Genomic DNA, 20,654 nt, shown 5'->3' with positions numbered 1-20,654 from the left:
CTTTCGCTATCAACGGTTGATTAATTCAATGATTCGTTCCAGATCTCTATCTGAATCGAACTTGATAACGAGGCTTCCCTTTCCTTTAGCATTTCGCTTTACGTCAACTTTAGCGTTAAAGTATCCTGCAAGCTGCGACTTCAACTCGAGAATCTCGTCGGGCGTCTCAACCTCGCTAGTATTACTTGCTCTGGTTGGTTCTTTAAGCTGACGTACGCGATCTTCAACTTGACGAACGCTTAGGTCGTTCGCGATGATATCGCGGTAGATCTTAAGTTGTTCGTTTTCGTCTTCCACATTCACAAGCGCTCGGGCGTGTCCCATGCTCAGCATTCTATCGCGAATACCGGCTTGAATCAACGGTTGAAGCTTGAGAAGGCGAAGATAATTGGTAACTGTCGAGCGCTTTTTCCCAACGCGATCCGACATCTGCTCTTGGGTGAGGTCGCATTCTTCAATGAGTCGTTTATAGCTCAAAGCAATTTCGATGGCATCGAGATCCTGGCGTTGGATATTCTCGACAAGCGCCATTTCGAGCATGCTCTGGTCATCCGCGATGCGCACATATGCTGGGATGGAGGTGAGTCCAGCCATCTTCGATGCACGAAAACGACGTTCCCCTGAAATCAGCTGGTACTCGTTAAAGCCAACCTTTCGTACGGTGATGGGTTGAACGATTCCAAGTTCCTTGATGGAATTGGAAAGGTCTTCCAAAGCACCTTTGTCGAAATGAGTTCGAGGTTGAAATGGATTGACTTCAATGCTATCAATATCAACCTCCGCAATGTGACCAACAACTTCGGGTGCGCGTTCATCTTTAGCTGAACTCACATTTGTAGATGGGTCTTTGAGGAGGGCGGAAAGTCCTTTTCCGAGGGCTTGCTTCTTCTTTGCGGTCATCTTAAGCTTCTGCGGTTGCTTTTTGGGCGCTGCCGTTTCGCGACAGGAATTCGCGGGCTAAATTAAGATAATTCACCGCACCGTTACTTGTTGCGTCGTACATGATAATAGATTCGCCGAAACTCGGCGCCTCACTCAAACGCACATTGCGCTGAATTATGGTGTCGAAAACCATCTGCTGGAAGTGATTCTTCACTTCGTCAACCACCTGATTTGAAAGTCTCAAACGCTGGTCGAACATGGTGAGGAGCAGCCCCTCAATATCCAAATCCGGATTGTGAAGCTGTTGGACGCTCTTGATTGTATTCAACAATTTGCCCAAGCCTTCAAGTGCAAAGTACTCGCACTGAATAGGAACAATTACCGAATCAGCAGCAGTTAGCGCGTTCAGGGTAATCAATCCTAGCGATGGTGCACAGTCAATCAGCACTACGTCGTAGTTGGCAGCCACTCCTTTAAGCGCGCTCTTGAGCATGTACTCACGGCGATCTTTATCTACCAATTCGATTTCAACTGCTACCAAGTCGAGGTGAGCTGGTACCAAGTCTACATTTGGGGTCTCCGTTTTGAGAACAATATCCTTTACATCGGCTTCGTGCTCGATAGCTTGATATGTTCCTAATTGAATATTGTCGGGATCGAAGCCCAAGGCCGAAGTTGCGTTAGCCTGAGGATCTGCATCAATCAATAATACCTTCTTTTCCAATACACCCAGTGCTGCAGCGAGATTCACAGCAGTGGTTGTCTTTCCTACGCCACCTTTTTGATTGGCAATTGCAACGATTTTACCCATTCTCGGTTATGTTTCTGAATTTTGTCCCCGATTTCGTCCTGTGAAATAGGCGTGTGAGGGGAGGAATCGCAATGTCTTTATAGACGAGTTAAAAGTACAAAAGTCATTCGTCAGCCTCGGGTAAGAATAGCCTCACGTTGACGAATTTTATGAACAGTTTTGATGATTACTATAATCTGCGCAACCAACCGTCCGAAGAATCAAACACTTAAGGTGGTTGAAGTATATAAATCTCTAATCGAGGAGCAAGGTGAGGAGGTTTCAGTCTTCCAAATGGCCGAGCTTCCATCTGATTTTATCGTTACCGATACCTTCGGAAACCGAACCGAGATTGTATCCGAGCTTATTCAAAATAAGATTGTACCAGCCGACAAGCTCGTGGTCATTTCTCCCGAGTATAACGGAAGCTACCCCGGGGTTTTTAAAGCTTTCTTAGATGGTGTGAGTCCCAGTATCTGGCATGGGAAGAAAGCCGCTTTAGTTGGCGTAGCGAGTGGAAGGGCAGGGAACTTGAGAGGGATGGATCACCTCACACATGTTCTTCACCACCTCAAAGTAGAGGTCTACTCAGCCAAGGTTCCGATCTCGAAACTTGATGATCTGCTGGATGACGATGGTTCATTCGTCGATGCCGATACGGTCCAAGTGCTGCGAAATCAGCTCAAGGGTTTTCTCAAATTTTAAATGTCCTCGAACTTTACATCACTGAATTGCTTCACCGTTTCCTCAGTTTCCGAGTCGTTTTCTACAACTTCAGCTTGAGCAACGTGATAATTCGGGTCATGTGTGTCTGAAATTACTTCAGTGCCTTTTCGGCTCACAATGTAGTCGGTGACTTCTTCGAGAATTTCGCAAAACTGCGCGAAATCTTCCTTGTAGAGGTAAAGCTTGTGCTTCTTGTATTGTTCCTGTCCGTCAGGACCAACCTGCTTCTTGCTTTCAGTGATGGTGAGGTAGTAGTCGTCAGCTCTGGTTGCACGAACATCGAAGAAATAAGTGCGGCGACCTGCGCGCATCACTTTAGAGAATATTTCTTCTTTCCCGTTCATTTTCTTGGGATCCATCATCAGTTGGGTGTTTCATAGGTTATCTGACCAAATCTAAAAAAAGATTTCACATAATCTAACACCCCCAATAGCTGTCAACTGATTGGCCATGGCTTATTGCTCCTATATTTCAGGCAAATAAGCGCTGAAATAATACCTCAAAAAAGGTGATTTATACCTGCTCCTCCGCTTCGGTTTGTAGCTGTTGGTCGTACATTTTCTTGTACGCTCCTTCAAGCTCCATGAGTTCAGTGTGGCTGCCGCTTTCAACTACCTCGCCATTGTCTAGAACAAGGATCTGATCTGCGTGCTTAACACTCGATATTCTATGGGCAATGATTACCGTCGTACTGCGGTTAATCATTTTAGCCAAGCTATTTAGAATGATATCTTCAGTCTCCGTATCCACAGCCGACAAGCTGTCGTCGAAAATCAATATTCTAGGTTTCTTAATGATAGCTCGGGCAATCGAAACACGCTGCTTTTGTCCTCCAGAAAGGGTAATGCCACGCTCGCCAACTCTCGTTTCGTATCCGTTAGGGAAATCGATGATGTTGTGGTGGACATGCGCATTTTTGGCAGCCTCCTCAATATCTTCCTGCGTGGCATTGTCCAATCCAAAACCAATATTGTTCCCAATGGTTTCAGAGAAGAGAAAGCCCTCCTGAGGAACATACCCCAACTGATTTCTCAAAGCGTCAAGGTTGATTTCTTTCAGATCAACCCCGTCGACCGTTACAGAACCTTCGGTTGGATCAAATAGTCGACCTATGAGTGTAGCGATGGTCGATTTACCAGAGCCTGTTTTGCCGACAATCGCCAAGGTGTTTCCTGCTTTAACTTTGAAGTTTACCTTGTTCAAAGCGCGAATGCCGCTGTCTGGATAAACGAAGCTGACATCCTTAAACTCTATTTCGCCCGTGTATTCTGCGGCTTCAGGATTCGAATTGACGATTTCTGGCTGGGTAGACCAAAACTCATTGATGCGCTCTTGTGAGGCCGCCGCCCTTTGTACGATACTCGTTACCCAACCAATAGAAGCTACGGGCCATGTGAGCATGAATACGTAGTAAACGAACTCTCCGATGTTTCCAACCGTTATCGTTCCCTCAATCGCTTGCACACCTCCGACGTACACAGTGATTACTGTACTCATGCCTATCAACAATAGCATAACCGGCATGAAGAGGGCGTTGATGCGATATAGACGTTCATTCAAACGATGGTATTCGTCTGCTTCAACCTTGAAATCTTCGTACTGTTTCTTCTCTTGAGCGTAGGCTTTTACGACACGAATCCCAGAGAATGTCTCTTGAACGTAGGTGCTTATGTCGCTCAACTTTGCCTGTACTTTTAAGCTTCGCTTATTGATCATGTCGCTCACCTTATATATCACATACACTAGCACGGGAAGAGGTGCAAGAGTAAGAAGGGTGAGTTTTACATTGATGCCTAGCATGATGGTGATGACGATAACCGTCATGAGTACGGTGCGCACGGTGTACATTACGCCGGGACCGATATACATTCGAACACGACTAACGTCTTCGGAAATTCGGTTCATAAGGTCGCCCGTGCTGTTTCTCTTGTAAAAAGCCAGACTGAGCTCTTGGTAGTGCTTGTACACATCATTCTTAAGGTCAAACTCAATGTGACGTGACATCACAATGATGGTTTGGCGCATGAGGAAGGTGAAGAAACCAGAGATAAGGGAAGAGCCAATGATGAGCAAACCAAAGTTGACAAGTTGACTCGTAACGCCGTCCCAATCGGCTTCGCTCATACTACCAGCCGATTCTACCGTTTCATTAATCTTATCAAGCGCTTCGCGGATGGCAATGGCCGGATAAATTTGAAAGAGGACAGATGCAATTACGAAGAGAACACCGAGTGCCAACAACCACCAGTAACGGAGGAAATATTTATTGAGTGCAGCTAATGATTTCATGAATGTGTTCGTGGTGAAAATTGCTACCTTCGCAGCGCTTAATTGTGAAAACAGATACAACCGTTCTTTTACACTTCGGTTCAAAGTTACAACATCGCAAGTCGATAGACACGACTAATCCGAGTTAAGAACGGCAGATGAAACCCATAGTCGAACTTATATATCACGTGTTATGATCGTTCAGGAACCTTCTAAATCAACTGCGAACCTGCAAAGTGTGTTCGAAAACGACGCATTCCTCGGCCACGAGCAGCTCGTTTTTTGCAACGATGAAGAGACAGGACTTAAAGCTATTATCGGAGTACACAGCACCGTTCTCGGCCCAGCTCTAGGCGGAACCCGTATGTGGAATTACGCCAACGACGCAGAGGCTGTACGCGATGTTCTACGCCTTTCTCGAGGCATGACCTACAAAGCATCTATTTCTGGTTTGAATCTCGGTGGCGGTAAAGCCGTTATCATCGGCGATAGCCGTCAGCATAAAACCGACGAAATGATGCAGAAATTCGGTGAATTTGTAAACCGACTTTCTGGAAACTACATCACCGCAGAGGACGTGGGTATCAATACGCACGACATGGAGATGGTGAAGATGAAAACCGATCACGTAACAGGTATTCCAGAGTCGATGGGCGGAAGTGGAGATCCATCTCCAGTAACGGCTTACGGCGTATTCATGGGAATGAAAGCTTCTGCAAAGTACCGTTGGGGCAGCGATGACTTGGGAGGTAAGAAAGTGCTTGTGCAAGGTGTTGGACACGTTGGAGAGACCCTTGTAAAGCATTTGACCGAATCAGGCGCTAAAGTCATGATCAATGACATCCACGAAGATACTTTGGAGCGTATTGCCAATACGTACAATGCTGAGATTGTTAGAGAGAATATCTACGATTTGGATATGGACATCTACGCTCCATGTGCGCTCGGTGCCACGGTAAATGACGACACCATTGGTCGCTTGAAAGCAGAGGTTATTGCCGGAGCGGCCAACAACCAATTGGCTGACGAAGTACGACACGGTAAGTTGCTTCAAGATAGAGGCGTAGTTTATGCTCCAGATTTCTTGATCAATGCAGGAGGACTCATCAATGTGTACTCTGAAATCGCCAAGTACGATCGCGCAGAAGCCCTTCGCAGAACGGAAGATATCTACAATACAACGCTTCGCATCCTCACCGATGCTGAAACACACGGAATCACTACCCACGCTGCAGCACTGAAGCTTGCAGAAGAAAGAGTGGAGGCCAAACGCAAACAAATGAGAGGCTAAGTCCTCCCCAAACCAAACAAGCATGCTAACGCGCCGACATATTCGGATCAAAGTTCTTCAATCGCTTTACGGTCTCTCTCAAGGGCCAGACGCAGACTTGCGCCTAGCTTTGAAGGAGCTCGATAAGAATTTGGATAGAATCTATGAGCTCTACTTGTACGAGCTCAGAATCTTCATCGAAATGCACCGCCTAGCGGAGGAGCGCATCGAGAAGAATCGCAATAAGTTCCGTCCGACAGAAGAAGACCTCAAGCCGAACATGAAGTTTGTGAATAACAGAGTTTTGCGCGCTTTAGCGAACAATGCTCCGCTTCAAAGAGAGTTTGAAGACCACAAAGTTCATTGGGGTGAAAACCGCGAAATCTTGCAGAAGATTTTTACCAATTTCAGAGAGAGCGAAACCTTTGAACGTTACATGAATAGCGGAAAGGACTCTTTGAAGGAGGACAAGCAACTTCTCAAGATCTTTTATGCGGAGTTCCTGACGAACAATGAAACTATGCACCAGTTGTACGAAGACATTTCGATGCACTGGGCAGACGATCTCGATGCCGCTCAAATGTTTGTGGTGAAGACGTTCAAGTCATTCCAGGAAGTTGATGGGGTAGTTTTCTCTAAGATTTCGTTGAACTCTGAGGCCGATCCTAAATCTGCTGCCGATCTACCTGACGGTTATGATTTATCATCTGCAAAGCTCACGGTAAGCTTGTTTAAGGATGATGACGATGCCGAGTTCGGTGAACTCTTATTGCGTCATACGGTTAATGAGGGAGACGAAAATGAGAAGTTGATTTCGTCGAAAACTAGAAACTGGGATACCGATCGTATTGCAGCCATTGACATTTTGCTCATGAAAATGGCGATTTCGGAGATGATGCATTTCGACCAGATTCCGGTTAAGGTTACGCTCAATGAGTATATCGATTTGAGCAAAGAGTACAGCACACCCAAGTCTGGACAGTTTATCAATGGTATTCTCGACAAGCTCGTTTTGCAGCTTAAGGATGAGAAGAAGATTGTGAAAGTTGGTCGAGGATTGATGTAGCCGTATATTTGATGTCGGAACAATAAAAACAGAAATTAATATGAAATATAGCTTCGGAACATTGGCACTTTTGTCGGTATTCGCGTTGGCGTCATGCGACAATGCTTCTAGCAAAATCAAGGATGACAACACAGCTGCTGTGAATTACAACGATTCGGAAGAGGCTGGCATTAGCGCGGCTGACGTAACAGCTTCTGGATCTCCTGCTTTTGAATTCAACGAAACCACGCATGATTTCGGCGACGTTGAAGAGGGCAGAACGGTTCAGACCGTGTTCACGTTCACAAACACAGGTGATGCGCCATTGATTATCAGCAACGCTAAAGGAAGCTGCGGATGTACAGTGCCAGAATGGCCACGTACTCCAATCCAGCCTGGTGAAACAGGGGAGATGAAGGTGAGCTTCAACTCTTCAAACAAGAGTGGTATGACTCAAAAGCGCGTGACTATCACGGCTAACACCACGCCTCCAACAACCGTACTTAATATCAAGGCGAACGTAATTAACGGCGCTCAATAAGAGAGTAATCTCTAGAATATCTCAAGAAAAGAGAAAGAATGAATTTATCAGCTATGTTCCTTCAAGCCCAAGGTGGCGGCGGTATGCAAACCATTTTGATGATGGTCCTCATGATCGGAATCATTTGGCTCTTCTTCCTTCGTCCACAGGCAAGAAAGCAGAAGGAGGAGACGAAATTCCGCGATCAAATCAACAAGGGAATGAAAGTCGTGACCACTTCAGGTATTCACGGAAAGATCCAAGAAGTAGGAGACACGTACATCATTCTTGAAGTTGATGGCGGCCGTATGAAACTCGAGAAGTCTGCCATTTCTAAGGAACTGAGCGCTCAGTATCTTCCAAAAGAAGACAAGAAGAGCGACAAGAAGAAGTAAGCTTCACCAAAGCGATTTGAAGAATCCTCTGCCGGTTGGTGGGGGATTTTTTTTGTGGGTGATGCTCGTGGGATGTGGTTATAACGAGATGTATTTCTACCGCCGGCTGGCGGGCAAGCTGCAAAATTGTGTTTCTCGCAAAATCGCAAAAAGCAAAACCGCAATAGATAAAGGCGTGAGACGTGAGCCATCAGGCTTGACACTCTCTAGAGTCGACGCAGTCTCTGCGTCTGACCATCTAACCCTCTGACCCTCTCCCGAATCGGCTTCGCCTCTCGGGATTCCTCCTTGCAGTCGGAACTTGCAGTCGGAACTTGCAGTCGGAACTTCCAGTCGGAACTTCCAGTCGGAACATCATCCACGCAGTCCATGAGTCTCTTAGTCCAAAGGTCTAACCCTCTAACCCTCTAACCCTCTAACCCTCTAACCCTCTAACCCTCCCATAGCCCATTAGTCCAAATTCTTCCCTATTTTCCCACCATGGCAGCACCCAATAAAAAATGGAAGTCTAAAAGAGCCCTGTGGCTTAGTCGATTCGGCTTTTTAGTGCTGTCGTTTTTCCTGTGGTCCTTACTCCAACTTGGTCAGAATAAGTTCAGAACAACCGTTGAAGTGCCAATCCTTCTCATCGATACACCCCACGATAGAATGATCTTGGATCCTCCAAAAACAGTTTCCGTGGTGTCGAAATCCGGTGGACTTTACGCCCTGCGTGAAATGTGGAAGTCACAAGATCAAATTGAACTGTCTTTTAAGGCCTTCGAAAGAGGAGGAACCACCGACTTGTACTTGTCGCCAGAAGCTTTTTCCGAGGCTACCACAGACGATGTGCCTGGACATGTCGAATGGACATTATCTGATACCTTGTGGATTCATACCAGCACGCTCCAGCGCAAAGCCCTGCCAGTAGTAGCGCGGCTCGATCTTCAGTTTGAGCATCCCTATTACAAGCATGGTGCTCCGGAAGTCAATCCAGATACCATATTCTTATTCGGACCTCCTGAAGTTCTCGATACCATGTCGGTTTTCAAAACCCCAGTTTTTGCTATGACTGGGGTAGAGGAGGACGTAAATATTACCTGGGAAATTGTAGCTCCCGAAGGTGTGCTCAGTCCGGTTGAAGAACTCGAAATCGTTCAAAAAGTGGCTCCTTATACGGAGAAGTGGGTTGATGTAGAGCTTAATAAAGTGGGAAGTAGACTTTCATGGAAGCCTATTCCTAACAAGGTTTCAGTGAAGTGCAGAGTGCCTCTCGATGAGTATAGTCGACTTCAAGGAAGCATGATTCGAGCCGAAGTAGAACGAATCTTATCCGGCGATGCCGAAGTACCCGTGAAGTTTGTTCACCATCCAGACTTTGCCGAGATTGTAGACTGGGCCCCACGCTATGTCGAAATAATCGAAGTCGAATAATGTCGAAAGTGATACAAGTTGGATTGACCGGAGGTATCGGAAGCGGAAAGAGTACCGTAGCAAAGATCTTCGAAGCTTTCAATATTCCCTGTTATTATGCCGATGATCGGGCCAAGTGGTTGATGGAACACGATGATGAGCTTGTTTCAGAACTAAAAGGTGCATTTGGCGAAGAGTTGTATACCGAAGGACGTTTGAATCGCCCGTGGTTAGCCGAACGCATCTTCAATAATCCGGAAGAGAGAAAGACCGTCAACGCCCTCGTTCATCCTGCAGTGGGGCGAGATTTTGACAAGTGGAGCGCAGAACAGGATTCACCTTATGTGTTGAAGGAAGCGGCAATCCTGTTCGAAACGGGCGGACATGTCCTGTCAGATTTCAATATCCTAGTTACAGCACCAGAGGACCTGCGTATTCAGCGCGTGAAAGATCGAGATGGATCTACCACAGAACAAGTGAAGTCTAGGATGGATGCACAATGGTCTGACGAAAAAAAGGCGGAGCTTGCCGATTTCATTATATTGAATGATGAAAAGCAACCGCTCATTCCTCAAGTAAAGAACATTCATGAAGCTATTCTCCGCAAGTCAAATTAGAGAGATTGATCAGGCAACCATCGAAAACGAGCCAATTTCGTCAATCGATCTTGTAGAAAGAGCTGCCAGTACATGTTCAGATTGGATTATTGAAGCGTATGATCACTCCGTCTCCTTCCACGTTTTCTGTGGTATGGGAAACAACGGGGCAGATGGATTGGCCATCGCGCGTCACCTCGCGCTCGCAGGGTATTCCGTACAAGTTTTCGCCATTGCGCACAGGAGTTCAGGTACTTCAAATTTCACCAGAAACATAGAGCGCTTAGCCGAAGTTAAGCTTGATGTTCACTACGTCAACGCCAAGAAGGAAATGCCCGAAGTTGACGAAACCGCCGTTGCCATTGACGCCATATTGGGCATAGGCCTCGACAAACCGCTCCGCGGCATTTTAAAAGATGTAGTTCAAGCCATTCAAGAGGGATACGACCATGTGATTAGTATTGATGTTCCCACCGGTTTACCTTCCGATCTCGATTCAACTATAAAACTTAGCGAATGTGTCGAAGCGACGCACACGCTCACGTTTCAGTTTCCCAAGCTAAGTTTCATGGTGGCTGGATTGGGTGAATACACAGGCGATGTCCACGTGATGGATATTGGCCTCGACGAAGAAAAGATTCATGATATCGACACCCCATATCACTTGACTACAGGGTATGACGTTGTTGGAATTCGACAAGATAGAAAGGCCTTCAGCCACAAAGGGGATTACGGTCACGCCTTGATTGCAGCCGGACATAAAGGAATGTTAGGCGCAGCCGTTCTAGCCACCAAAGCTTGTTTGAGAAGTGGCGCTGGATTGGTCACCACCCATATTCCTAGCATGGGGTGTGACGTTCTGCAAATCAGCGCTCCGGAGGCAATGGTGCAGCTCGACCATAGCGAGACGTCAATCACGTCCATTCCAATACCCAAGAGGATAACGGCAGTCGGCATTGGACCAGGTTTAGGAAGGGAGAAGTCCAGTTTCAATGCACTCACAGCCCTGCTTGAAGATGTTCAAGTTCCTCTGCTCATTGATGCGGATGCCTTGCACCTTATGAGCATTACAGATTCTTGGTCGAAGTTGCCAGCCAACTCAGTATTAACACCCCATGCCGGCGAATTTCATACGATGACGGGTGTAGAGTTTGGGGATTCAATTTCTCGACTTGAAGCCGCGCGAAGATGGGCTAAAGATCACCATTGCATAGTTCTACTTAAAGGTGCCTATTCCGCCATTTGCGACTCGAGCGGTAATGTTTACTTCAACGGGAGTGGTCACCCTGCCATGGCAGCAGGAGGTAGTGGAGATGTATTGTCGGGGTTGATAACCGGCCTTCTTGCACAAGGCATTGCGCCACTTAAGGCCGCGATTCTCGGTGCTTGGCTTCACGGTAGAGCAGGTGAAGAAGTTGCCATTGATAGAGGAGAGCACGCGGTAGTCGCATCGGATCTGATCGATTATTTATCATAAAAAAGGCGACAGATTTCTCTGCCGCCTCCATGAAATCAATTCACTCGATATTAAGAAGCCGTTGATGAACAGGTCACCTCGTTGGTAAGCGTGACGTCGTTTAATCCTTCAATGGCTTTAAATCCTCCTTCAACATTCGTAAGGTTGGTGTATCCTTCTGCTTCAAGCATGGATAATGCAATCACCGATCGATATCCACCTGCACAGTGAATGAAGGCGTCGTTTTCACGGTCTAACGTTCCCATTTCTCTTAGGATGTCATCCAAGGGGTAAAGTAGGGCGTTTTCCACATGACGACGGTTGTATTCACCTGGCTTGCGAACATCTACTACATTCTTTTCACCGGCAGAGAAGCGCTTGTTAAACTCGTCGGCAGAAATCGATTTTGAAGACTTGGTATCAAAGCCCGCAGTACTCCAAGATTCGATACCTCCATCAAGGTACCCAACAGCGTGATCGTAACCCACACGGGCCAATCGCTTCACTACTTCTTCTTCGCGACCTTCATCGGCCAAGAAAACAATTCTGCGCTTTAAATCGGTAATCAAAGCGCCAACCCACATGGCAAAGTTACCATCAATGCCAATAAACATGCTGTTTGGAATGTGAGCCTCCACGAATTTCGCAGCACTTCGCGTATCTAATACAAGTGCTCCAGCCTCCATATCTGATTGCACATCACTCGCAGATAGCGGACGAACTCCTCGCTTCATGATGTCATCAATAGAGTCGTAGCCAAACTTGTTCATGCGGGCGTTCTCAGGGAAATACTGCGGCGGTGGCGCCAATCCTTCTGTCACTTCCTTTACAAACTCTTCACGAGACATGTTTTCTCGTAGCGCATAGTTGGTACGTTTCTGGTTTCCCAAGGTATCGACCGTGTCTGAGGAAAGATTCTTTCCACATGAAGAACCCGCGCCATGTCCCGGGTATACCGTAATAGAATCTGGCAAAGGCATAATCTTGTTCCGAAGTGAATCGAACAACATGCTCGCCAAATCTTCTTGGGTTAAGTCGGTTTTGATCGCAAGGTCTGGGCGGCCTACATCTCCTAAGAAAAGCGTATCTCCAGTAAAGATTGCACGTTCCTCATCGTTTTCGTCGATAAGAAGGAATGTGGTTGACTCTTGTGTATGACCTGGGGTGTGGAGGACTTTCAGGGAAACATCGCCAATCTTAAAAACCTCGTTGTCTGTGGCTTCGTGAGCCTCAAAAGTTGGATTTGCCTTTGGACCGTATACAATGGTGGCTCCGGTCTTGCGAGCAAGGTCAAGGTGCCCTGAAACGAAATCTGCGTGGTAGTGTGTTTCGAAGATGTACTTGAGTTTCACGCCATCGCGTTCGAGTCGCTCAAGGTATGGCTCGCTCTCGCGAAGCGGATCGATAACAGCGGCTTCTCCGTTAGAAGTGATGTAGTATGCTGCTTCGGCGAGACAATTAGTATATATCTGTTCTACGTTCATATAGACTCCTTTTTCAATTTTGATAGGACAAAGATGCGAAGCTTGGCTTTCATGAAACGTGACTCAAATCACGATTCTAGAACCTCCACACGGTTGCGTCCAAGGGTAACCATGCCGTTTTTCTCCATTTGCTTCAATAAACGACTGATTACTTCACGACTAGAATGTAGGTCGTTGGCAATCTCTTGGTGACTCGCTTTAATGACATTGTCGCCACCCTGATTGTCGATACGCTCGTTAAAGTAGCGCATCAAGCGCTCGTCCAGTTGCTGGAAGGCTATGGCGTCGATCGTTTCGAGCAACTCTTGAAATCTGTCGTGGTAAATGCGCATAACGAAGGCCTTCCATTCCGGAAATTCTTCCATCCATTCGTCCACCAAGTTTGAAGGGATAGCCAGAACTTCGGTGTCTTCTTCAGCAAGAGCTTCCACTTCGCTATTCGTTTTCCCCATACAGCAAGTGAGGCTGCTAGCACAGGTTTCGCCAGCGCGTAGATAGTAGAGTAGGAGTTCCTTATCCTCATCATCTCTCCTCATAATACGCAGACTTCCGGTGAGAAGAAGTGGAATGAACTCAACGGGCATTCCTCGGTCCATTACATAGTCGCCTGCAGCGTAGGTTCGGATGGTTCCTCTGTCGGCCAACACATTCAAAAGTCTTTGGTCGGTAAACAGTGGAAAGATGGAGGAAATGGTTTGTGGATCTGCTTGTATCACGTTGGAAAACGTTTATTGGATTCTGTGGGGTTCGCGATGAGCCGAACATTAAATGTACGTAAATCGCATGGGCGATTAGCGACAAGTTACCAACAGATTTGGACCTCATCTTGTTGATACTTACCCTTCAAAAAATTGTGATTCGGAATAGGGGTTCTTTATCTTTTGACAAACGAATAAATCTATGCCGACTAAAACCACACGGGCGAAGAAATCAACAAAGAAGATTTTTGTGCTCGATACATCTGTGATCCTTTTTGATCACAATGCCATTCTCAACTTCGATGAACACGACGTTGCCATTCCGATTACGGTTTTGGAAGAGCTCGACGAATTTAAGAAGGGGAATGATACCAAGAATTATGAAGCTCGGGAATTTATCAGATTCCTAGATAAGAAAGCGGGAACCGAGAAGGTGAACGAGTGGATTAATCTGAACGGTCCGAAACGAGGTAAGTTCAAGGTGGTGATGTCGGTAACCGGCGACAAAGTAGATGCTCAAAAGGTGTTCGCTTCGCACAAGATGGATCACCGCATCCTAAATGCTGCGCTGAAGCTAGAGAGCGATGAGCCGACTCGTTCCGTGATCCTCGTTACGAAAGACATAAACCTACGTCTGAAGGCAAAAGCTTTAGGGTTAAATGCGGAGGATTATCAAACGGGTAAAATCGAGGACATCTCGAACATCTACACGGGTAAAGAGCAAATCAATACGTTCCCGCAAAAGGTGATTGACAAGCTTTACGCTGATGGACATATTCAGAGAGATAGTCTTACGAAGCTGACAAAGAAGATCAAGCCGGTAGATAATAAGTTCTACATCCTCAAAGGAACGAGAAGCAGCAGCCTAGCCTTTTTCAATGCGCATTCTGAATCTCTTGAACATATTGAGAAGAAGTCTTTCTATGGCGTAAAACCTCGGAATGCGGAACAAACCTTCGCACTTCATGCTATTCTAGACGACAACATCAAGCTGGTGACGCTCACTGGAGTTGCGGGTACGGGTAAGACGCTATTGGCGCTTGCAGGTAGCCTTGAGCAACGGAGAAACTTCAAACAGATCTACTTAGCCCGCCCGATTGTTCCTCTTTCGAATAGAGATATTGGATTCCTGCCAGGAGACGCAGAGCAGAAGGTGAATCCATACATGCAGCCGCTCTGGGATAATCTGAAATACATCAAGAATCAGTTCTCCGAAAGAGATCGCCAGTACAAACAAATTGAAGACATGGTGAACAGCGAGAAGATTCTCGTCACTCCACTCGCATACATTCGCGGTCGAAGCTTGTCAAATGTCATTTTCATTGTGGATGAAGCGCAGAACCTCACACCACACGAAATCAAGACGATAATTACACGTGCGGGTGAAAACTCAAAGTTCATTTTTACTGGAGATATCAATCAGATTGATACGCCGTATCTCGATGAACAATCAAACGGATTGAGCTATTTGGTAGACAAGCTGAAAGGCACACCACTATATGCCCATATCACACTGGAGAAAGGGGAGCGAAGTGAATTGGCCAATTTGGCAAACGAACTCCTCTAGTTCTTCTGAAGAAAATCAACTATCGTAGTTGTGAGCTCTGAATGCAAAGGCAAATCTGGGCGTCCGTAATAGCTTAAAGCAAGCATTCGGGCGCCCGGTGCTTTTCTGAGCATATGGCCCATGCCTTCAATGATTACATACTCAGCATCTGGGTTACATTCGGCGAGGCGATCACCCTCTTCTTGTAAGACTTGAATATCCGTGGAGCCGCCAATGATTAACACCGGTTTCTTTGCAGCAGCAATCGACTCACAAGGGTCGAATGACATCCACGATGCGAGGAACTCCCTATTACCTGGAGCGAACAAAGAGTTCACTGCGAAATGCGGAGATTCAGGAAAGTATCCGTCATGAAGACTATCGAGTGCTACGCCAATTTTACTGATGTACGGCTCAGGGATTTGCTGAGCGTATTGATCCTTTAAAACTTCGTTGATTGGTCGGCCTGCCCCACATAGGCTAATCACACGCTTGACATTTACGTTCTTGGCAAGCTCTAATGCGGTCAATGCTCCTTGTGAGTGCCCAATCACGGTAATGTCGCTATAACCACTATCCACCGCTACAATGACCCAGTCACTGGCAAGGCTGATGAAATCTTCAAACCTCACATCAGCAGTTTCAGATACGGATGAGGCCGCCGCATTCATCTTGTCAGTTGTGAGGACGCTGAAACCGTGCTTATGCAACGAATCCGCCAGGTACGCCAGGTCATTTCCCTGCATACTCCCAGAATTTCCGTCTCTATCTATCGCTCCCGAGCCTGGAATCACAATCACGACAGATTTAGCATTGGCTATTCGCCATTCGCCGTGGAAAGTGCCATTGGCGTTGGAGATCTCAACGAGTTGACTGTGGCATAGGGTGCTGGCAAGTACAAGTGCTAGGAGGGAGGTCAGGTATTTCATGACCACAAGATACGTTACATCCAGAGGTATAACGAAATGGCAAGTATGGTACCGGCAGTTAGTCTCAAATGACTCAACCAATGTGTCCTCTGTCCCTTCTTCTCCACATATTTGAGTCCGAAGTTTGAAACACTCTGCATAATTGCGCTAAACAGAAAGAGCTCCGACGATATAGGTATGCTGTATAGGTGCAATGCATATACCCCTAAGGTGAGGCCGATGCCAATGCCGCCAACGAGCGAATAAATAATATAAGCGATACCCGTTTCTTCTTGCAGCGATCCGTTGATCAAGCTGCGGAATTTTGAACCTGCAAATACTATAGCTCCAAAGTAAAAGTAGAGGGCGGCAGTAAGCAGGAGGGACATGCTCACGTATCCAATAGGAAGCTGAACTCCAAACACGAGCAGAAGCGAGAGCACTGCGGTACTCGCTAATAAGATGAGCTCGATGACATTTATTCTGTGAAGTGTCAAACTGTTGGGTGTTAGGTCTCAATCAAACGTACCCTAAACAACTTGACAACCAAAACCTTAATGAACAAGTGGACCTTCTCAATACACCAACGACTAGCTTTACAGGTAAATGGATACTCCGGCGCGAATCTGATAGAAGTCTAGGAATCCATTGTAATTGTAAAACGTGCTCGACGATTCGCCTGTAAAGAGGTTGTAGAACTCCTCCTCGTATTCCCAGTCGTACCAGTTTCGGTTGAAATCGGCAGCGATGAATACCCCAAACTCATCATTGAAGAAATATCTAATCGACAGCGCGGCATTTATTCCAAGTCCATTCGAGATTGGATTGTCGAGTACATAGTAGGAAAGCTCGTGATAATTGTTGGTGTTGAGTTCTTTGAGCGTGGCTCTTGTCTGCAAGTTTGGAATAGCGGTAATGGACATCCCCGCTTTCATGTTTATGGCGAAACTTCTTTTATTGATTTGATAGCCAGCGCCGAATGACCAATTTACGGGGCTTCTATCGGCATTGATTTCGTTTCCCTCTGAATCTTCAGAAGAGAGTTGGTCCATTTGTTTCACCACAAAGTTCGGGTAGTAATCAGGAATTGCATCGCGCAGTTGTTCTTCTCTATCTGCTATTTGAATATAAACACTGCCACCCGCCCAAATGAACCAATTGTAGCCATGCTTGAATCCGTATTCAAAATTGAAATGAAGAGTGTGATAAGGGGCTTGAAAACCAGCTAAATAATCCGAAGGGACGCCCTTTTTAAAACTGCGAAATGATTGTGTGTATCCATATCCAAAATCCAATGAGCTAACCGATGAAAAGTACACGTAGTGTTCTCGCTCTGTGTCAGATTCGCTATCACCATCGCCCCAAATGTCGGGTAGCTGAGCTTGACTAATTATAGATGTCAGCAGTAGTGAGATAAAGAGGCGTTTCTTCATTTCAAATAAATGGATGAAGTTGTTGCGGAGACCACGGTACTGTCTTGCATAATCAGTTCTACTTCAAAGCTATGGTTACCCTTTATGGCGGGGGCTTCCATCAACAGTGCTCGTACTTTAATTGGGGTGACTGACGCAGCATTTTGTGGGCGTAAAAATGAATTAATGGGCTCGTATTCATGACCTAAATAACGGTAGAAAAGTGAGGTGACTTCATCCCCGGCGTCGTATGTGGTAGAGAAATCATTCACGGTGTAAATATGCACTTCAGTAACCGGATTTCGATTCTCGAAGAATGCATCTGGACAATTACACGAGGCGGCGAAAGCCGAATTCATTAAAAACGAATGAGAGCAAATATCCTCTTGAGTGATGTTCAATGTGATTTCAATAGCGTAGGCATCGGCCAATACGGTATCGCTGGCGGTGGCGGGAGATCCGCCGGCATTATCGATTGAGAGCAGGTCGATACTACAAATTTCGAATGTACCCGTTGGGGCAAAATCGCAATCGCAATAGCAGCCATACAGCACTAGGTCGGCCAAAGACAGCAAGAAAATAGCGAGCAAAGCAGTTTTGAGTCTCATTGATGTTGGATTGATGAAGGGGAAGATAGGGAATTGGGGGGAGTTGGAGGTTCCGACTGGAAGTTCCGACTGCAAGGAGGAATCCCGAGAGGCGAAGCCGATTCGGGAGAGGGTTAGATGTTTAGATGGTTAGATGGTCAGAGGGTTAGAGGGTTGGACTTTTGGACTCATGGACTGCGTGGCAGATGTTCCGACTGGAAGTTCCGACTGTAAGGAGGAATCCCGAGAGGCGGAGCCGATTCGGGAGAGGGTTAGATGTTTAGATGGTTAGAGGGTTAGAGGGTTAGATGGTCAGACGCAGGGACTGAGTCGACTCTAGAGGAGTGTCAAGCCTTAAGGCTCACGTTTCACGCCTTTATCTATTGCGGTTTTGCTTTTTGCGATTTTGCGAGAAACACAATTTTTCTGCTTGCCCGCCAGCCGGTGGAAGATCCACACCGAGCAATCTAATCCTTAGAGTTAGATTAGGAACCACACCCAATAATCTCCTCCAGCATATTTCGTCCTACCGGTTTAGATATAAACCCTTGAATATGAGGGTGGTCCTTCGCCTTTTGAATGTCTGATTCTATAACAGAACTGCTAACCATATGAACTTGGGTAGAAGAGAGCAGTCTCGTATGATTGGATCCAAGCGTGTCGGCGAATTCAAACCCATTCATTATGGGCATTTCGAGATCTAAAAAGATGATTGATGGCGCATCAGATCCTTCCGCAGTACTGAGGTATTCCAGTGCGCGAATGGGTTCGGTAAAATCGATAACGTCCACATCTGGACATGCGTTATTAATTGCCCGTTTTAGGATGACGTTGTGTATTGGATCGTCATCCACGAGTAAAATGGTCTTCATAAAAAGGGTAGGTCTCAGGTCTCTCACCTCTGGAACTCCAAAGGCGTATCGAAAATAGGGAAAGGGTGGGAGAAAACAAATAGGGGGAGGTTCCGACTGGAAGTTCCGACTGCAGGGAGGAATCCCGAGAGGCGAAGCCGATTCGGGAGTTGGACTTTTGGACTTTTAGACTCATGGACTGCGGTGCAGATATTCCGGCTGAAAGTTCTGCTTGCAACGAGGAAGCCCTGAGAGGCGAAGCCTATTCGGGAGAGGGTTGTAGGTTCCGACTGCAGGGAGGAATCCCGAGAGGCGGAGCCGATTCGGGAGAGGGTTAGATGGTCAGAGGGTTAGAGGGTTGGACTCATGGACTGCGTGGCAGATGTTCCGGCTGAAAGTTCTGATTGCAGCGAGGAAGCCCTGAGAGGCGAAGCCTATTCGGGATAGGGTTGGAGGTTCCGACTGCAAGGAGGAATCCCGAGAGGCTAAGCAGATTCGGGAGAGGGTTAGATGGTCAGACGCAGAGCCAAAGTCGTCTGTTGGAGAGTTTCAAGCCTGATGGCTCACATCTCACGCCTTTATCTATTGCGGTTTTGCTTTTTGCGGTTTTGCGTGAACCACACCACACCACACCGTGAACCACGCTACGCAATAAACCAAAAAAGGCCCTCCATATCGGAAAACCTTTTTCTAGTAGCGAGTGCGCCGGGCGTCGCAGAACCCGTGTCCGCCAGCCGGCGGATATGAATCCTGCGCTCATTTCGCGCAAATCATTCTGCGCTGAGGGTTGGAGGGTTAGAGGGTTAGATGGTCAGACGCAGAGCCAGAGTCGACTGTTGGAGAGTTTCAAGCCTGATGGCTCACATCTCACGCCTTTATCTATTGCGGTTTTGCGCGAATCACACCACACCGCGAACCACGCTACGCAATAAACCAAAAAAGGCCCTCCGTATTGGAAGACCTTTTTCTAGTAGCGAGGACGGGAGTGTTAATCCACGCTTTTTAAACCCTAATCCCTTGAAAATCAGTCGTGTAATTTTTGGCAAAATTTGAAAATCTGTGCCATTTTGGTGCCGATATCTAATTAGGTAGAAAACCCAACGAGGTCTTCAATAATCTTGGTTTTGGCTTTCTTCTCACCGTCACTTTCAGGTTCCCAATACTTCTCAATGAACACTTTCATACGCTCAAAAAGCACTTTTTGTCCATACAAAAGGGGATTGCTTTCGTCTACAGGAATTTCATTCTGATCCTGCTGGAAAAAGTGATACATCGATAGGCCAAAATCTCTGCTGATGTTGGCCAGCTGTTGTGCATCGAGTTGGGATTCACCTTCGAGTATGCGTCTTAAACGCATATAACTCATGTCGTATTTCTCCGCAAACTCGCGCTGGGTGTAGTCTGAAGCTTTTACAAACTCCGCAAAGAGAGGTGTGTTGAAACGCATTTCTGGTTAAGTTTTAGCATCGAAACGATACTCGTTGGTATTTTTTCCATACTTTTGGAAAAATTCAAAGTTTAGTCAAATGTACAAACCTAAATCAAAGCGAGTCCAAAAGCGTGCCAAGCAAATATTCGAAGACTTCGTTGATGGGCTGGAAAACGGAAAGAAGAGTTCTGAATTGTACAAGCTGCTTGCAAAGAAGCATGATTACAGCTTGGACTACATACGTAGGATTGTTCCTGTACACGAAGCACATCAGGCTTTAATCGAGCGCTATGAATCCGCAGCAAAAGCAAGCTAAGCTGCGTGAATTTGGGATGATTGTCTGTCCCGGATGTGGTCAGATTACCTCTGTCGACGATCACTGGTGTTCCCAGCACCATA

22 protein-coding genes are annotated in these 20,654 nt (G+C 46.5%); 10 read left to right on the top strand and 12 right to left on the bottom strand.

What is annotated here, in order from left to right; genetic code table 11:
* Window positions 1-9 precede the first annotated feature (9 nt).
* Both F8C67_RS02375 and F8C67_RS02370 read right to left on the bottom strand, forming a co-directional pair.
* Entirely contained in the window at window positions 10-900 is an 891-nt protein-coding gene (locus F8C67_RS02375; RefSeq protein WP_151666186.1) for a ParB/RepB/Spo0J family partition protein, read from the bottom strand.
* 1 nt (window position 901) lies between these two features.
* On the bottom strand, window positions 902-1,693 hold the full coding sequence (locus F8C67_RS02370) for a ParA family protein (RefSeq protein WP_151666185.1): 792 nt from the start codon (window positions 1,691-1,693) through the stop codon (window positions 902-904).
* 162 nt (window positions 1,694-1,855) lie between these two features.
* Here F8C67_RS02370 and F8C67_RS02365 point away from each other — a divergent pair, with 162 nt between their 5' ends.
* On the top strand, window positions 1,856-2,377 hold the full coding sequence (locus F8C67_RS02365; protein WP_151666184.1) for an NADPH-dependent FMN reductase: 522 nt from the start codon (window positions 1,856-1,858) through the stop codon (window positions 2,375-2,377).
* On the opposite strand, the gene F8C67_RS02360 is transcribed toward F8C67_RS02365, so the two are convergent.
* Window positions 2,374-2,757 carry a PUR family DNA/RNA-binding protein gene (locus F8C67_RS02360; protein ID WP_151666183.1) on the bottom strand — a complete coding sequence of 128 codons (384 nt, stop codon included), beginning with the start codon at window positions 2,755-2,757 and terminating at the stop codon, window positions 2,374-2,376. The two genes, F8C67_RS02365 and F8C67_RS02360, sit on opposite strands and share 4 nt — an antisense overlap.
* 154 nt (window positions 2,758-2,911) lie before the next feature.
* Window positions 2,912-4,687 (bottom strand): ABC transporter ATP-binding protein, encoded by a 1,776-nt coding sequence (locus F8C67_RS02355; RefSeq protein WP_151666182.1) that lies wholly within the window; start codon window positions 4,685-4,687, stop codon window positions 2,912-2,914.
* 172 nt (window positions 4,688-4,859) lie between these two features.
* On the opposite strand from F8C67_RS02355, the gene F8C67_RS02350 reads away from it, so the two are divergent.
* The 7 genes from F8C67_RS02350 to F8C67_RS02320 all read left to right on the top strand — a co-directional run bounded on the left by F8C67_RS02350 (window position 4,860) and on the right by F8C67_RS02320 (window position 11,361).
* Entirely contained in the window at window positions 4,860-5,957 is a 1,098-nt protein-coding gene (locus F8C67_RS02350) for a Glu/Leu/Phe/Val family dehydrogenase (RefSeq protein ID WP_151666181.1), read from the top strand.
* A 22-nt stretch (window positions 5,958-5,979) separates the two neighbouring features.
* Complete coding sequence (locus F8C67_RS02345) at window positions 5,980-7,002, top strand: transcription antitermination protein NusB (protein WP_151666180.1); 1,023 nt, start codon at window positions 5,980-5,982, stop codon at window positions 7,000-7,002.
* A gap of 40 nt (window positions 7,003-7,042) precedes the next feature.
* On the top strand, window positions 7,043-7,522 hold the full coding sequence (locus F8C67_RS02340) for a DUF1573 domain-containing protein (protein ID WP_151666179.1): 480 nt from the start codon (window positions 7,043-7,045) through the stop codon (window positions 7,520-7,522).
* A gap of 38 nt (window positions 7,523-7,560) precedes the next feature.
* Entirely contained in the window at window positions 7,561-7,896 is a 336-nt protein-coding gene (gene yajC / locus F8C67_RS02335; protein ID WP_151666178.1) for a preprotein translocase subunit YajC, read from the top strand.
* A 480-nt stretch (window positions 7,897-8,376) separates the two neighbouring features.
* Entirely contained in the window at window positions 8,377-9,309 is a 933-nt protein-coding gene (locus tag F8C67_RS02330; RefSeq protein WP_151666177.1) for a YbbR-like domain-containing protein, read from the top strand.
* On the top strand, window positions 9,309-9,905 hold the full coding sequence (coaE, locus tag F8C67_RS02325; RefSeq protein ID WP_151666176.1) for a dephospho-CoA kinase: 597 nt from the start codon (window positions 9,309-9,311) through the stop codon (window positions 9,903-9,905). Before F8C67_RS02330 ends, coaE begins: the two co-directional genes overlap by 1 nt.
* Window positions 9,877-11,361, top strand: a complete 1,485-nt coding sequence (locus tag F8C67_RS02320) for an NAD(P)H-hydrate dehydratase (protein ID WP_151666175.1) — start codon at window positions 9,877-9,879, stop codon at window positions 11,359-11,361. The genes coaE and F8C67_RS02320 overlap by 29 nt, the downstream gene beginning before the upstream one ends.
* A 50-nt stretch (window positions 11,362-11,411) precedes the next feature.
* Here F8C67_RS02320 and F8C67_RS02315 read toward each other — a convergent pair whose 3' ends face one another.
* Together F8C67_RS02315 and F8C67_RS02310 are read right to left on the bottom strand one after the other, a co-directional pair.
* On the bottom strand, window positions 11,412-12,824 hold the full coding sequence (locus F8C67_RS02315) for an MBL fold metallo-hydrolase (protein ID WP_151666174.1): 1,413 nt from the start codon (window positions 12,822-12,824) through the stop codon (window positions 11,412-11,414).
* Window positions 12,825-12,892: 68 nt separating this feature from the next.
* A complete protein-coding gene (locus F8C67_RS02310) occupies window positions 12,893-13,540 on the bottom strand; it encodes a Crp/Fnr family transcriptional regulator (RefSeq protein WP_151666173.1) in 648 nt (215 codons plus the stop codon).
* 184 nt (window positions 13,541-13,724) lie between these two features.
* Between F8C67_RS02310 and F8C67_RS02305 the strand changes: the two genes are divergently transcribed.
* Window positions 13,725-15,089 (top strand): PhoH family protein, encoded by a 1,365-nt coding sequence (locus F8C67_RS02305; RefSeq protein ID WP_151666172.1) that lies wholly within the window; start codon window positions 13,725-13,727, stop codon window positions 15,087-15,089.
* Here the strand turns inward: F8C67_RS02305 and F8C67_RS02300 are convergent.
* The 6 genes from F8C67_RS02300 to F8C67_RS02275 form a co-directional block, all read right to left on the bottom strand.
* Window positions 15,086-15,997, bottom strand: coding sequence for an alpha/beta fold hydrolase (locus tag F8C67_RS02300; protein ID WP_151666171.1), 912 nt, complete (start codon window positions 15,995-15,997; stop codon window positions 15,086-15,088). The two genes, F8C67_RS02305 and F8C67_RS02300, sit on opposite strands and share 4 nt — an antisense overlap.
* Window positions 15,998-16,011: 14 nt before the next feature.
* Window positions 16,012-16,473, bottom strand: coding sequence for a hypothetical protein (locus F8C67_RS02295; RefSeq protein ID WP_151666170.1), 462 nt, complete (start codon window positions 16,471-16,473; stop codon window positions 16,012-16,014).
* Window positions 16,474-16,572: 99 nt separating this feature from the next.
* Window positions 16,573-17,409 (bottom strand): hypothetical protein, encoded by an 837-nt coding sequence (locus F8C67_RS02290; protein WP_151666169.1) that lies wholly within the window; start codon window positions 17,407-17,409, stop codon window positions 16,573-16,575.
* A complete protein-coding gene (locus tag F8C67_RS02285) occupies window positions 17,406-17,996 on the bottom strand; it encodes a DUF5034 domain-containing protein (RefSeq protein ID WP_151666168.1) in 591 nt (196 codons plus the stop codon). The genes F8C67_RS02290 and F8C67_RS02285 overlap by 4 nt, the downstream gene beginning before the upstream one ends.
* Window positions 17,997-18,460: 464 nt before the next feature.
* Window positions 18,461-18,847: a response regulator gene (locus tag F8C67_RS02280; protein WP_151666167.1), complete on the bottom strand. Its 387-nt coding sequence runs from the start codon at window positions 18,845-18,847 to the stop codon at window positions 18,461-18,463.
* Between the two features lie 1,063 nt (window positions 18,848-19,910).
* Window positions 19,911-20,273: a helix-turn-helix domain-containing protein gene (locus tag F8C67_RS02275; RefSeq protein WP_151666166.1), complete on the bottom strand. Its 363-nt coding sequence runs from the start codon at window positions 20,271-20,273 to the stop codon at window positions 19,911-19,913.
* Window positions 20,274-20,352: 79 nt separating this feature from the next.
* On the opposite strand from F8C67_RS02275, the gene F8C67_RS02270 reads away from it, so the two are divergent.
* The gene (locus tag F8C67_RS02270; RefSeq protein ID WP_151666165.1) at window positions 20,353-20,571 is read left to right on the top strand and encodes a hypothetical protein; all 219 of its coding nucleotides are present in this window, start codon (window positions 20,353-20,355) and stop codon (window positions 20,569-20,571) included.
* Window positions 20,572-20,654: the final 83 nt, after the last annotated feature.

The sequence above is a fragment of the Phaeocystidibacter luteus genome, from assembly GCF_008933115.1.
Taxonomy (GTDB): domain Bacteria; phylum Bacteroidota; class Bacteroidia; order Flavobacteriales; family Schleiferiaceae; genus Phaeocystidibacter; species Phaeocystidibacter luteus.
The sequence above is the reverse complement of the archived record's forward strand: the minus strand, read 5'-3'. Positions and strand labels throughout refer to the sequence as shown.

Bases quoted from the DNA above. Each gene is read 5' to 3' on its own strand.
- F8C67_RS02375 (WP_151666186.1), bottom strand. From the start codon at position 900: ATGACCGCAAAGAAGAAGCAAGCCCTCGGAAAAGGACTTTCCGCCCTC.
- F8C67_RS02370 (WP_151666185.1), bottom strand. From the start codon at position 1,693: ATGGGTAAAATCGTTGCAATTGCCAATCAAAAAGGTGGCGTAGGAAAG.
- F8C67_RS02365 (WP_151666184.1), top strand. From the start codon at position 1,856: ATGATTACTATAATCTGCGCAACCAACCGTCCGAAGAATCAAACACTT.
- F8C67_RS02360 (WP_151666183.1), bottom strand. From the start codon at position 2,757: ATGGATCCCAAGAAAATGAACGGGAAAGAAGAAATATTCTCTAAAGTG.
- F8C67_RS02355 (WP_151666182.1), bottom strand. From the start codon at position 4,687: ATGAAATCATTAGCTGCACTCAATAAATATTTCCTCCGTTACTGGTGG.
- F8C67_RS02350 (WP_151666181.1), top strand. From the start codon at position 4,860: ATGATCGTTCAGGAACCTTCTAAATCAACTGCGAACCTGCAAAGTGTG.
- F8C67_RS02345 (WP_151666180.1), top strand. From the start codon at position 5,980: ATGCTAACGCGCCGACATATTCGGATCAAAGTTCTTCAATCGCTTTAC.
- F8C67_RS02340 (WP_151666179.1), top strand. From the start codon at position 7,043: ATGAAATATAGCTTCGGAACATTGGCACTTTTGTCGGTATTCGCGTTG.
- yajC (WP_151666178.1), top strand. From the start codon at position 7,561: ATGAATTTATCAGCTATGTTCCTTCAAGCCCAAGGTGGCGGCGGTATG.
- F8C67_RS02330 (WP_151666177.1), top strand. From the start codon at position 8,377: ATGGCAGCACCCAATAAAAAATGGAAGTCTAAAAGAGCCCTGTGGCTT.
- coaE (WP_151666176.1), top strand. From the start codon at position 9,309: ATGTCGAAAGTGATACAAGTTGGATTGACCGGAGGTATCGGAAGCGGA.
- F8C67_RS02320 (WP_151666175.1), top strand. From the start codon at position 9,877: ATGAAGCTATTCTCCGCAAGTCAAATTAGAGAGATTGATCAGGCAACC.
- F8C67_RS02315 (WP_151666174.1), bottom strand. From the start codon at position 12,824: ATGAACGTAGAACAGATATATACTAATTGTCTCGCCGAAGCAGCATAC.
- F8C67_RS02305 (WP_151666172.1), top strand. From the start codon at position 13,725: ATGCCGACTAAAACCACACGGGCGAAGAAATCAACAAAGAAGATTTTT.
- F8C67_RS02300 (WP_151666171.1), bottom strand. From the start codon at position 15,997: ATGAAATACCTGACCTCCCTCCTAGCACTTGTACTTGCCAGCACCCTA.
- F8C67_RS02290 (WP_151666169.1), bottom strand. From the start codon at position 17,409: ATGAAGAAACGCCTCTTTATCTCACTACTGCTGACATCTATAATTAGT.
- F8C67_RS02285 (WP_151666168.1), bottom strand. From the start codon at position 17,996: ATGAGACTCAAAACTGCTTTGCTCGCTATTTTCTTGCTGTCTTTGGCC.
- F8C67_RS02280 (WP_151666167.1), bottom strand. From the start codon at position 18,847: ATGAAGACCATTTTACTCGTGGATGACGATCCAATACACAACGTCATC.
- F8C67_RS02275 (WP_151666166.1), bottom strand. From the start codon at position 20,273: ATGCGTTTCAACACACCTCTCTTTGCGGAGTTTGTAAAAGCTTCAGAC.
- F8C67_RS02270 (WP_151666165.1), top strand. From the start codon at position 20,353: ATGTACAAACCTAAATCAAAGCGAGTCCAAAAGCGTGCCAAGCAAATA.